The following is a 12,707-nucleotide window of genomic DNA, read 5'->3' on the forward strand; positions in this document are numbered from 1 at the left end:
TGAAGACGATTGCGAGATTGCGCCGAATCTTGGCCATCATGTTCACGTTGGGTCAGCCCGGCTCAGGCCAGGCGCCGCGCGAAGGCACCCACTCGGCTGATGAACCGGTCGAAGAACGCCACCGGGTCCACCTCGGTGCCGATCAGGGCATTGGGCGGGCGGCCCCAGTGCCCGCGCCAATCGGCCACCGTCATGCCGCGGGTCAGAGCGCCGGTCAACTCGACATCGACGGTGGTCTCCCGGCAGCCCACCAATTCCGGGTCCAGTGCCACCGCGGCGGCCAGCGGATCGTGCAGGTGGGCCAGGTATCCGTCGCCGGTGTCGAAGTGGAATTCGAAGTAGAACCGCATGGCGTCCTCGAGCACCCGGATCAACGGGTTGTCCGTCGTAGACCGGGTGCCCCGCTCGTCGCGCACACTCATCGGTGCCGACGACGCCCCGGCCGCGTCGGCCAGCCGGTTCAGCAGCGCCGGCGTCATCGCGATGTTCTCGGTGAGGTTGAGGCCCAGCACAATTGGCACATGAGCGGCGTCGTCAGGACTCCAGGCCGCGGTCCACCCGCTGAACACCTCGGCGGCAGATTCCGGGTCCACGCTGATGTTCCACTCCGATACCGGTGTGGTGTTGCCCCGGTAATCGAACGCCCCGCCCATGATCACCAGGCGGCGCAACAGCGTGGGTAGGGCAGGATCGATCCGCATGGCCAGCGCCAGGTTCGTCAGCGGTCCGGTGGCCAGCCCGATCAATTCGCCCGGGTAGGCGCGTGCCGCCCGCACCCAGGCTTCGGCGGCATCGTGTGCGGTGAGCGCCTCGCCGCCGGACGGGAGTTGCGCATAGCCCAGGCCCTGCGGTCCGTGGGTGTCCTCGGCGGTACGCAACGGTGCGCTCAACGGCTGCTCGGCCCCCTTGGAGACCGGGATCCCGGTCGCCCCGCACAGCTGCAGCAGCCCCAGGTTGTTGGCGCAGACCTGTTGCACCGGAACGTTGCCCGCCGTCGAGGCGACACCGACCAGCTCGGCCTCAGGGCTGGCCAGCAGATACGCCAGGGCCATGGCGTCGTCGACACCGGTGTCGACGTCGGCGAACACGGGCAGCGTCACGCCGCCAACCATAGGACCGGATCGGTTACCAGTGCACGCCGGGGACCAAGCGCACGGCCCGCTTGACCGGTCGGACCACCGCACGCGGGACCCGAACGGTCCGCCGGCTGCGCGTCGGCCGCTTGGGATGACGCTGCGGAGCGTCGGCCGCGTCTGCTGGGGCCCCGGGGGTCAGTCCGCGGGCGGCCGCCGAATCCGGATAGCCCAGATACAACTGGTGCAGCACGCGTCGGGACAGCTTCGGGGTCAGGTAGTGGCCCATGTCGGCGACAGTGCCCAACGGTGTGTCGATCCGGGCCGGTTTGTCGACCAGGCCGCGCACCACCATGGCCGCAGCGTGTTCGGCCGAGATCGGTGGCACCGGATTGAGCTTGCGTGACGGCGCGATCATCGGCGTCTTCACCAGCGGCATATGGATATTGGTGAAGGTGATGTGATCCGAGAGGGTCTCGGTGCCGACCACTTCGGAGAAGGCGTCGAGCGCGGCCTTGGACGGCAGGTAGGCGCTGTACTTCGGGCTGTTGGCCTGCACGCCGGCACTGGACACGTTGACCACATGGCCGAACCGGCGTTCCCGCCAGTGCGGCAGCAGCGCCAGCACCATGCGCACCGCGCCGAAGTAGTTGACCGCCATCACCCGTTCGTAGTCGTGCAACCGGTCGGTCGAGTTCACCACCGAGCGGCGGATCGACCGGCCGGCGTTGTTCACCAGGTAGTCGACATGGCCGAACCGGCCGAGGATGTCCTTGACGGTGTGCTCGACCGATGCTGAATCGGTGACGTCACAGGTGAATGCGTGAATTTCGCCGCCGGTCTGCCCACCCGACGAGCGAATCTCGGCGACCAGATCGTCGAGCGCTGCACCGTTGCGGGCCAGGGCGAAGACGCAGCCACCGCGTTCGGCGACCGCGATGGCCGAGGCCCGGCCGATGCCGCTGGAGGCGCCGGTGATGATGACGTGCTTGCCGACCAGAGGGCCGGCCGGATCGTCGCGACGGGCCCGGTCGGGGTCGAGGTGCTCAGCCCAGTACCGCCACAGTTTCGGGGCGTACGTGCAGAATTCGGGTACCGCGATCCCGGTACCGCGCAGCGCGGCGGTGGTGTTGTCCGCGGTGAAGGTGGGCCGCAGCTCCACCACGTCGAGCACATCGCCCGGAATGCCCAGCTGGGTGGCGACGATGTTGCGCACCGCCTTGACCCGTCCCCGGGCCCGCAACACCGGTGCCGCCGTGGCCCGCGGCAGCGAGCCGCGCAGCGGAGGCAGCCCCGCCGCGGCGGCCACCCCGCGGTAGATGTCGGGCAGTCCGATGGTGTTCGGCGCGGTGAGGTGGAATGTCTCGCCATCCTTGTCCTCGACGTGCATGAGCGCGACCATCGCGTCGACCACAAAGTCCACCGGCACGACATTGGTCCGACCCGAGTCGGGCAGCATCATCGGCGTGAACTTGGGCAGCGCCGCCAACCGGGCCAACACGCCGAAGAAGTAGTACGGGCCGTCGACCTTGTCCATCTCACCGGTCTGCGAATCACCGACCACGACGGCCGGGCGGTACACCCGGTAGCGCACGCCCGGCGTCGAGCGCACCAGCAGTTCGGCCTCGAACTTGGTCTGGTGATACGGCGTGGGCAGGTCCTGGGCTACGTCGAAATCGTCCTCGGTGAACACGCCCCGGTGGTTGCCGGCCACCGCGATCGAGGACACGTGGTGCAACGTGGCGCCCAGACGCCGGGCCAGCCCGATGACCGCCCGGGTGCCCTCGACGTTGGCGGCCCGCTGTTCGGTTTCGCCGACGGTCATGTCGTAGATCGCCGCGCAGTGCACCACGTGCGAGACGTCGCCCAGTTCGTCGACATCGGTGTCCGATAGACCCAGATCAGCGACGGTCAGGTCTCCGATCAGCGGTTTCACCCGCTCGTCCCAATCTTGGGCGAGACGCTCGAACCGGGTCAGCGACTGGCGGCGCACCAGCACCCACACCTCGGCGGCGGGTTCGGTCGACAGAATCCGGGTGATCACTCGACGGCCAATAAACCCGGTACCGCCGGTAACGATATAGCGCATGCGAGCCATCGTGGCCCGAGTTCGGGCAAACGTCAACAAGGGCAACCGACTCAACTATCGTCGGCACGCATGCCCCTCAATCCGGACGCCATCGGCGAGAAGACCGACCCGATCCAGTTCGACTGGACCGACCGCGACACCCTGCTGTACGCCCTCGGCGTCGGCGCGGGCACCGATGACCTGGCGTTCACCACCGAGAACAGCCATGAGATCGAGCAGCAGGTGCTGCCCACCTATGCCGTGATCGCCTGCTCGGCGTTCCCGGCCGCGCCCAAGATCGGCAGCTTCAATTTCAGCATGCTGCTGCACGGTTCCCAGGAGATCCGGCTGCACCGGCCGTTGCCGCCGGCCGGGAAGTTGACCGTCGTCTCCGAGGTCGTCGACATCCAGGACAAGGGCGAAGGCAAGAACGCGGTGGTCATGCTCAAAGGTGTCGGCACCGACCCGGCCGGCGGTGAGATCGTCGCGGAAACCCTTACCACGGTGGTGATCCGGGGCGAAGGAGGATTCGGTGGGCAGCCGGGGCAGCGCCCCGCGGCCCCGCAGATTCCCGACCGCGAACCGGACGCGCATGTGGTGCTGCCCACCCGCGAGGACCAGGCCCTCATCTACCGACTGTCCGGCGACCGCAACCCGCTGCACAGCGATCCGTGGTTCGCCAAGAATTTGGCGGGTTTCCCCAAGCCGATCCTGCACGGCCTGTGCACCTACGGGGTGGCCGGGCGGGCACTGGTCGCCGCGCTCGGCGGCGGTGACGCCACCAAAGTGCATGCGGTGGCGGCGCGCTTCAGTGCTCCGGTGTTCCCGGGCGAGAGGTTGACCACGTCGATCTGGCGAACCGAACCGGGCCGGGCGGTGTTCCGCACCGAGGCCTGCGCGCCCGACGGCAGCGATGCCCGGCTGGTCCTGGAGGACGGCACGGCCGAATATTCGTCCTGATCCGGCCGCCGCACCAATTTCGTAGAAGCGCTGCACATCACGGGGTCGGTTGACAGGATCGAACACGACGAGCACGAGGTGGTGCGGAACGGGTGGTGGCGGATGACGCAGACAAACCTGGTCGTCGGGTATCTGGCCACCCCCGGTGGCGCTGACGCGTTGGCTCTCGCAGTGCGGTTCGCCCGGACATTGGGCGCCGAGATCAACATCTGCATCGTGCTACCGCCGGACACCGCTCCGCCGGGCAGTGTCCCCAAAGGCGGATACGAGGACGTCCTTGCCGGGCAGGCCCAAGGTTGGCTGGACGACGCGCTGGCGATGGTGCCCGACGACGTTGTGGCACACACACATCTGAGCTTCGACGAGTCGTTCGCCAATGGTCTGATCCGCGAAGCGCTGCGGCTGCACGCGACAGCGATCGTGGTCGGCGGTGCCGGCGGGGGATTGGTCGGCAGCTTCACCCTCGGCTCGGTGGTCAACGAGTTGCTGCACTCCGCACCGCTGCCGGTCGCGGTGGCGCCACGGGGGACACGCGATTCCACGGTGGCGCGGATACGCGAAATCACCTGCGCCATCGGCCAACGCAAGGGCTCGGAACTGTTGCTCAAGACGGCGGTACGGGTCAGCCGGGCCGCCGACGTCCCCCTGCGACTGGTGTCCCTGGTCGCGCTCGATCCGGCCTTCGGATCCCTGCGCGGGGACACCGAGGCGATCCGGGAACATGCGCTCGCCCACGCCGAACGCACACTGGAAACCGCCAGAAGTGAACTGCCGGCCGATTTTCCGGTGACCTCCACCATCGCCAACGGCCCCACCGTCGAGGCCGCCGTGGAGGCATTGGGCTGGCATGACGGTGACGTCATCATGGTTGGTTCGAGCCGGCTCAGCGCCCCACGGCGGATCTTCCTCGGTTCCACCGCGGCCAAGATGTTGCGGGTGCTCGACGTGCCGATGGTGGTGGTACCTCGGGACGAACTCAAGGACGGTGAGGATCACTGATGACCGAGTCCCATCGCAAACTCGAGGCTGCCGAGCACTCAGCGGGCCTGGTCTCCAAAGGCTTGGCCGCGGGCAAGGTCGGCACGTTCTCGGGTGCGATCCTTGGGATCTCGTGTGTGGCGCCCGGCTATACGCTGACCGCCAGCATCGGGCTGATCGTCGCCGCAGTGGGCTTGAAGATGCCGGCGATCTTCATCGCCGGGTTCATCCCGATGTTCCTGACCGCCTACGCCTACCGGGAGCTGAACTCGGTGGCGCCCGACTGCGGGGCGTCGTTCACCTGGTCCACCAAGGCATTTGGGCCCTACGTCGGATGGATGTGCGGCTGGGGCATGGTGGTCGCTTCGATCATCGTGCTGTCCAACCTCGCCGCGATCGCGGTGGAGTTCTTCTACCTGTTCATCGCTCAGGTCACCGACCAGCATGCGATCGCCGACCTGGCCGACAACAAGGCGATCAACATCGGCACCACCCTGGTGTTCATCGCCATCGCCACCGCCATTGCCAGCCGCGGTATCACCACCAGCGAGCGGGTGCAGTATGTGATGGTCGGTTTCCAGATGGTGGTGTTGCTGGCATTCGCGGTGATGGCGTTCGTGCACGTGGGCCGCGGTGATGCACCCGTCGGGCTGTCTTTCGACCTGGACTGGTTCAATCCGTTCAGCGGGCTTGCGTTGAGCGCCTTCGTGGTTGGGGTGACCGGATCGATCTTCGCCTTCTGGGGTTGGGACACCTGCCTGACGCTGGGGGAGGAGTCCAAGGATCCGACCAAGGTTCCGGGCCGGGCCGGGTTGCTGTGCGTGTTGTCGATCCTGGCGACGTACCTGTTGATCGCCGTGGCGGTGATGATGTACGCGGGCGTCGGTGAAACCGATCTGGGGCTGGGCAATCCGGACAACGCCGAGAATGTGTTCGCCGCCTTGGCCGATCCGGTGCTGGGCACCTGGGCCGGGCCGCTGCTGTTCCTGGCGATCCTGGCCTCGTCGGTGGCAAGTCTGCAGACCACCTTCCTACCTGCGGCCCGGGCGATGCTGGCGATGGGGGCCTATAAGGCATTCCCGTCACGGTTCGCCGAGGTCAGCCCGCGCTATCTGGTTCCCAGCTTCGCGACCGTCACCGCGGGCGTGGTCACCGGCGTGTTCTACAGCGTGGTGAGCCTGCTGTCCGAGAGTGCACTGCTGGATACCATTGCCGCCCTTGGCATCATGATCTGCTGGTACTACGGCATCACGGCGTTCGCGTGTGTCTGGTACTTCCGCCGCGAGTTGTTCACCAACGTCCACAATGTGGTGTTCAAGTTTCTGTTCCCGTTGCTCGGCGGAATCATGCTGGCCGCGGTGTTCGTGATCGCAGTGGGCGAGAGCATGAATCCGGAGAACGGCAGCGGTGCCGCGATCGGTGGCATCGGTCTGGTCTTCTACATCGGCTTCGGTGTGCTGATCCTCGGCGCGGTGCTCATGTTGATCTGGCGGACCCGCAGCCCGGCGTTCTTCCAGGGCGAGACCCTGCGGCATGACACCCCGGCACTGGTGGAGTAGGCGCGCCGCCGCGACAGCCGATCAGCCTGCCGCGTTGCCGATGCCGGACTCGCCCAAGTTGTGCGCGAGCTCGAACGGGTCGAGCAGGTCCCACACCGTCGTCACGGCCTGTTCCTTGAGCGCCTGGCCCGGCACTTCGAGGTTGAGCAGATCGGCGGCAATGTCATAGCCGTAGTACAGGAACGAGCCCGGCGGGGTGGTCTTGATCAACTCGTTGATGATGATCTGGCGGGCAGCTCGCGCGTCGGGGGTGTCGCCCATGGCCGGGGCCAGATCTTCGATGATCTTGCCGATCGGGATCACGGCGTTGACCCACGGCACGATCTGGCTGCCCCGGTAGATCTGCTCGGTAGCTTCCCGGACGAACGGATCGAGCTCGTCCGGCGAAGCGGTGAGCAGCGCCTGCCGCAGGCTCATGATCGCGTCCGGGAAGTCCGTCGGGTCCGGGTCGTCGGCACGGAATGGATTGGGATTCCACGGGGTCTCGGCCGGCGTCTCGGTCTGGGCGTCGACGGTGTCGGACCGTGTCTGCACCGCGCTCAGCTTCGGCGAGGCGGCGCTCTTGGGCGCTGGCTCAGTTTCTGGCTTGGGCTCGGGCACTGTCGTCCGCTTCGGTGCGAACAGATTCTTGAGCTTGGTGACCTGCTCGGCCTCGAACTCCTCGGCGCTCGGCTTGTGCTTGGGCGTGGCGGTCACCGCCTTGGCCACCGCGTTCGCGGACTTGCCGGCCTGCTTGTCGAGTGCGGGTTTGGATTTCGCGAGCGGCTTGGCCCGTTTGGTCTCCGCGCGCTTGGGCCCGGCCTTGACGTGCTGTGACGTGCGGGCCGAGTCCTTGGCGGCGCCGTCACCGGAGTCGGCATGGGCGGCGGGCTGGCCGGCCACGGCGATCGTCGCGCCGACGCCGACCGCCACTGCCACACCGCCGACGTAACCGAGGTACCTCGTTGCCGCCATCGCCGTCCTCTCATCGCCGTTCCCCAGCCCAGAGCATCGTAGGGTTCCGGTGGTGATTGCCGCAGCGCGAAAGGATCGCCTCACACCCAGGTGCCGCCATCGACGCGCAGCGTCACCCCCGTGACGTAGGACGCCCGGTCGCTGAGCAGCCAGGCCGCGGCCTCGGCGATCTCTTCGGGTCGCGCGGCGCGGCGTAGTGGGCAGTCGGCCACCAGGCTGTTGATGACGCCGGGACTCGCCGATTCCCAGGCCTGGATCATCTCGGTGAGCGTGGTGCCCGGGGCGATCCCGTTGACCCGGATCCCCTCGGGGCCGTAGGTGGCCGCCGCTGATTCGGTGAGGCTGTTGACGGCCCGTTTCATCGCGCCGTAGACCGGCAGCTCGGGATTGCTGTGCAGGCTGCCGATGCTGGAAGTGTTGACGACGGCACCGGTTTTCGCAGTCGCCCGGATCGCGGCGACCTCGGCGGCCAGCGACTGCCACACCCCCTTGAGGTTGACCGCGTAGACCTGGTCGAAGTCGGCTTCGGTCGCCTCGTCGAGCGGCCCCGGCGGCTGGATCGTGGCGCCGTTGTTGAAGGCGATGTCAAGGCGTCCCCAGAGTTCGACCGTGCGCGCCACCGCGGCGCGCACACTGTCGCCGTCGGCCAGATCGCAGACCACGTAGTCGGCGGTGCCGCCGGCCGTCCGGATCTGCTGGGTGACCGTCTTGAGCTCGTGCTCGGTGCGGGCGGCCAGCAGCACCGTGGCGCCCTCCCGGGCGAACAGTCGGGCCGCGGCGGCGCCGATACCGCGGCCCGCTCCGGTGATGAAGGCGATCTTGCCGGCAAGCAGGCCGGTGCTGATTTCGGTCATGACAGCGATCGTGTGCGGTTGCGGAGTTCGGATCCAGGTAGCGGCGATACCTGGCTATCGCCGCGCGGAACCGGAGAATCGGGGTCGTGGACAAGCGAGAACTCGGGGTGTTCCTGCGCAGCCGGCGGGAGCGGATCAGGCCCGCGGATGTGGGTCTGCCGGCGGGGCCACGTCGGCGTACTCCCGGACTGCGCCGTGACGAGGTGGCCCACCTGGCCTACATCTCGACCGAGTACTACACCCGGTTGGAGCAGGCCCGGGCGCCGCATCCGTCGGGCGAGGTGCTGGAGGGCCTGGCCCGGGCGCTGCGGTTGTCCGATGCCGAGCGCACCCATCTGTACGTGCTGGCGGGTGTCGAACGGCAGGGGCCGACCGGGCCGCCGCGCGTGGTCCGACAGAGCCTCCTGGATCTGTTGCGGCGATTACCGCAGGCTGCGGCGATCGTGATTTCGGCGACGTATGAAGTGCTGGCCTGGAACGATCTGGCCTGCGCGCTGATGGAAGATTTCTCGGCGCTGTCGCGCCGAGACCGCAATCTGGTGCGTCGCGCGTTCCTGGGACCGCGGCCACCGGACGGGCGACGGTTGTACGGGGTGTCCGACTCCGACGAATTCGCCCGCACCTGTGCCCAGCAGTTGCGGACCGCCGCGGCGCGCTACCCCGACGATCCGGAGACAGTTGAGCTGATAGCTGAATTACTCAGCGGCAGTGAAGAATTCGCGCAGCTGTGGGAGGCCCGCGAAGTGGTCGCACGGCCCACCCTGTGCAAGACATTCGCGCATCCGGTGGTGGGCCCGGTCTCGGTGGCCTGCGATGTGCTCGACATCGCCGACCGGGATCAGCGCGTCGTCATCTACACACCGGAGCCGGGTTCGCCCGCCGAGGAGGCCATGCGACTGCTGGCGGTGGTCGGCACGCAGCACTTGGGCGCACCCAGCTAGCCATCGAACAACTGTTCGATACACTGGCGGGGTGGGTTGGCACAACGGGCCTCCGAGCTGGTCGGAGATGGAGCGGGTCCTTACGGGCAAGCCGCGCCGCTCCGGTCTGCCGCTGGAACCCGACGGCGACGGCGGGGACGGCCCGGCCTGGTCCCGCAAGCGCGGGGCTTATGAGCCGCCCGAACTCGATCGATCCGGTACCGCGATACGTTATGCCGAACTGCACGCGCATTCGGCGTACAGCTTTCTCGACGGCGCGAGCACACCGGAGGAGTTGGTCGAGGAGGCGGCCCGGCTGAACCTGCGGGCCATCGCGCTGACCGACCACGACGGCCTCTACGGTGTGGTCCGGTTCGCCGAGGCGGCCAGGGAATTGGACGTGGCCACAGTGTTCGGCGCCGAGTTGTCGTTGGCCAACGTCCCCCGCACCGAGGAGCCCGATCCACCCGGGCCGCATCTGCTGGTGCTGGCCCGGGGGCCGGAGGGATACCGGCGGTTGTCCCGGGAGATCTCCAGGGCGCACCTGGCCGGTGGAGAGAAAGGTAAGCCCCGCTACGATTTCGACACCCTCGCCGAAGCTGCGGGCGGGCACTGGCAGATCCTCACCGGATGTCGTAAAGGTCATGTCCGCCAGGCGCTTTACCGTGGTGGTCCGGAGGCTGCCGCTGTCGCGCTGGCCGATCTGGTGGATCGGTTCGGGGCGGACCGGGTCAGTATCGAGCTCTCCCATCACGGGCATCCCTGCGACGACGAGCGCAATGCCGTCCTGGCCGGGCTGGCCCCGCGGTTCGGGCTCAACGTGGTGGCCACCACCGGTGCACATTTCGCCGCACCCGATCGAGGTCGGCTGGCCATGGCGATAGCCGCGATCCGGGCCCGCAACTCGCTGGACACCGCGGCGGGCTGGCTGGCCCCGTTGGGCGGGTCGCATCTGCGCTCGGGGGCGGAGATGGCCCGTCGGTTCGGTACCGAGATCGCCGAGGCCGCAGCAGATCTCGGTGAACAGTGTGCCTTCGGTTTGGCGCTCATCGCTCCGCAGTTGCCACCGTTCGACGTGCCGGCCGGGCACACCGAGGACAGCTGGCTGCGTGAGTTGGTGATGGCGGGGGCGGCCGAGCGGTACGGGTCGCCGGGGCGGGCCGGCCGAGCCTACGCACAGATCGAGCACGAGCTGCGGATCATCGAGCAGCTGAAGTTTCCCGGCTATTTCCTGGTGGTGCACGACATCACGAAGTTCTGCGCCGACAACGACATCCTGTGTCAGGGCAGGGGGTCGGCCGCCAACTCGGCGGTCTGCTATGCGCTCAAGATCACCAACGTCGACCCGATCGCCAACGAGTTGCTGTTCGAACGGTTCCTGTCTCCGGCCAGAGACGGGCCACCCGACATCGACATCGACATCGAATCCGACTTGCGCGAGAAGGTCATTCAATACGTGTACGCGCGTTACGGCCGGGATTATGCCGCCCAGGTGGCCAACGTCATCACCTACCGCGGACGCAGCGCGGTCCGCGACATGGCCCGGGCGCTGGGGTTCTCCCAGGGGCAGCAGGATGCCTGGAGCAAGCAGCTGAGCCGGTGGAACGGCCGTCCGGACTCTCCGGAAGCCGAAGACATCCCGCAGCCGGTGATCGAACTGGCCACCCAGATCGCCAACCTGCCGCGTCACCTCGGCATCCACTCCGGCGGCATGGTGATCTGTGATCGTCCGATCGCCGACGTGTGCCCGGTGGAGTGGGCTAGGATGGCCGACCGCAGTGTGCTGCAGTGGGACAAAGATGACTGCGCAGCAATTGGTTTGGTGAAGTTCGACCTGCTCGGTCTGGGCATGCTCTCGGCGCTGCACTACGCCATCGACCTGCTGGCCGAGCACAAGGGCATCGCCGTCGACCTGGCCAAGCTCGACCTGTCCGAACCGGCGGTCTACGCGATGTTGCAGAAGGCCGACTCGGTCGGGGTGTTCCAGGTGGAGTCCCGAGCGCAGATGGCCACCCTGCCCCGGCTCAAACCGCGGGAGTTCTACGACCTGGTGGTCGAGGTGGCGCTGATCCGGCCCGGCCCGATCCAGGGCGGTTCGGTGCACCCCTACATCAAGCGACGCAACGGGTTGGAACCTGTCACCTACGACCATCCGTCGATGGAGTCGGCACTGCGGAAAACCTTGGGTATCCCGTTGTTCCAGGAGCAGCTCATGCAATTGGCGGTCGACTGTGCGGGTTTCACCCCCGCCGAAGCCGATCAGTTGCGCCGGGCGATGGGCTCCAAACGGTCCACCGAGAAGATGCGACGGCTGCGCAGCCGGTTCTACGAAGGGATGGCCGAGCTGCACGGCATCACCGGCGAGGTGGCCGAGCGGATCTACGAGAAGTTGGAAGCCTTCGCCAATTTCGGCTTCCCGGAAAGTCATTCGCTGAGCTTCGCGTCGTTGGTGTTCTATTCGTCGTGGTTCAAACTGCACCATCCGGCGGCGTTCTGTGCGGCCCTGCTACGGGCCCAGCCGATGGGGTTCTACTCACCGCAGTCCTTGGTCGCCGATGCACGCCGGCACGGGGTGACGGTGCACGGCCCGGATGTCAACGCCAGCCTGGCATACGCCACCTGTGAGAACCGCGGCCTGGATGTGCGGTTGGGGCTGGGCAGTGTCCGCCACATCGGTGACGAGCTGGCCCAGCGCCTGGTCGACGAACGAAATGCCAACGGGCCGTTCACCACCCTGATCGACCTGACCAATCGGGTGCAGCTGTCGGTACCGCAGACCGAGGCGCTGGCCACCGCCGGTGCGCTGGGCTGTTTCGGGGTCAGCCGGCGCGAGGCGCTGTGGGCGGCCGGTGCGGCGGCCACCCAGCGACCGGACCGGTTGCCCGGGGTGGGGTCCTCCTCGCACGTTCCGGCGCTGCCCGGGATGAGTGCACTCGAGCTGTCGGCCGCCGACGTGTGGGCCACCGGTGTCTCGCCGGACAGCTACCCCACCCAGTACCTGCGTGCCGACCTCGACGCGCTGGGGGTGATCCCGGCCGACAAGTTGCTGGGCGTCGTCGACGGAACCCGAATCCTGATAGCCGGTGCGGTCACTCACCGGCAGCGTCCGGCGACCGCGCAGGGGGTGACGTTCATGAATCTGGAAGACGAGACCGGAATGGTCAATGTGTTGTGCGCGCCCGGGGTGTGGGCGCGCTACCGCAAGCTGGCGCAGACGGCACCGGCACTGGTGGTGCGCGGCATCGTGCAGAACGCCACCGGCGCGGTCACCGTGATCGCCGACCGGATGGGCCCGCTCGACCTGCGGGTCGGCTCCCGGTCCCGCGACTTCCGCTGAGCCG

At 67.6% G+C, this 12,707-nt stretch carries 9 protein-coding genes; 5 read left to right on the plus strand and 4 right to left on the minus strand.

The window, feature by feature from the left end:
* Positions 1-62: 62 nt before the first annotated feature.
* Both FR943_RS08415 and FR943_RS08420 read right to left on the minus strand, forming a co-directional pair.
* Positions 63-1,112, minus strand: coding sequence for a nucleoside hydrolase (locus tag FR943_RS08415; RefSeq protein WP_217155987.1), 1,050 nt, complete (start codon positions 1,110-1,112; stop codon positions 63-65).
* A gap of 13 nt (positions 1,113-1,125) precedes the next feature.
* On the minus strand, positions 1,126-3,162 hold the full coding sequence (locus FR943_RS08420) for an SDR family oxidoreductase (protein WP_217155988.1): 2,037 nt from the start codon (positions 3,160-3,162) through the stop codon (positions 1,126-1,128).
* A gap of 69 nt (positions 3,163-3,231) precedes the next feature.
* On the opposite strand from FR943_RS08420, the gene FR943_RS08425 reads away from it, so the two are divergent.
* From FR943_RS08425 to FR943_RS08435, 3 genes are all read left to right on the plus strand, one after another.
* On the plus strand, positions 3,232-4,101 hold the full coding sequence (locus FR943_RS08425; RefSeq protein ID WP_217155989.1) for a MaoC/PaaZ C-terminal domain-containing protein: 870 nt from the start codon (positions 3,232-3,234) through the stop codon (positions 4,099-4,101).
* A gap of 102 nt (positions 4,102-4,203) precedes the next feature.
* The gene (locus FR943_RS08430) at positions 4,204-5,100 is read left to right on the plus strand and encodes a universal stress protein (protein WP_217155990.1); all 897 of its coding nucleotides are present in this window, start codon (positions 4,204-4,206) and stop codon (positions 5,098-5,100) included.
* A complete protein-coding gene (locus FR943_RS08435) occupies positions 5,100-6,638 on the plus strand; it encodes an APC family permease (RefSeq protein ID WP_217155991.1) in 1,539 nt (512 codons plus the stop codon). The genes FR943_RS08430 and FR943_RS08435 overlap by 1 nt, the downstream gene beginning before the upstream one ends.
* 21 nt (positions 6,639-6,659) lie before the next feature.
* Here FR943_RS08435 and FR943_RS08440 read toward each other — a convergent pair whose 3' ends face one another.
* Both FR943_RS08440 and FR943_RS08445 read right to left on the minus strand, forming a co-directional pair.
* Positions 6,660-7,592 carry a hypothetical protein gene (locus FR943_RS08440; RefSeq protein WP_217155992.1) on the minus strand — a complete coding sequence of 311 codons (933 nt, stop codon included), beginning with the start codon at positions 7,590-7,592 and terminating at the stop codon, positions 6,660-6,662.
* 80 nt (positions 7,593-7,672) lie between these two features.
* On the minus strand, positions 7,673-8,446 hold the full coding sequence (locus tag FR943_RS08445) for an SDR family NAD(P)-dependent oxidoreductase (RefSeq protein WP_217155993.1): 774 nt from the start codon (positions 8,444-8,446) through the stop codon (positions 7,673-7,675).
* Positions 8,447-8,532: 86 nt separating this feature from the next.
* Here FR943_RS08445 and FR943_RS08450 point away from each other — a divergent pair, with 86 nt between their 5' ends.
* Together FR943_RS08450 and FR943_RS08455 are read left to right on the plus strand one after the other, a co-directional pair.
* The gene (locus FR943_RS08450; RefSeq protein ID WP_217155994.1) at positions 8,533-9,387 is read left to right on the plus strand and encodes a helix-turn-helix transcriptional regulator; all 855 of its coding nucleotides are present in this window, start codon (positions 8,533-8,535) and stop codon (positions 9,385-9,387) included.
* 31 nt (positions 9,388-9,418) lie between these two features.
* A complete protein-coding gene (locus tag FR943_RS08455; RefSeq protein ID WP_217155995.1) occupies positions 9,419-12,703 on the plus strand; it encodes an error-prone DNA polymerase in 3,285 nt (1,094 codons plus the stop codon).
* The last annotated feature ends 4 nt before the right edge of the window (positions 12,704-12,707 follow it).

Origin of the sequence: [Mycobacterium] fortunisiensis, from assembly GCF_019050325.1 — a bacterium.
GTDB classification, from domain to species: domain Bacteria; phylum Actinomycetota; class Actinomycetes; order Mycobacteriales; family Mycobacteriaceae; genus Mycobacterium; species Mycobacterium fortunisiensis.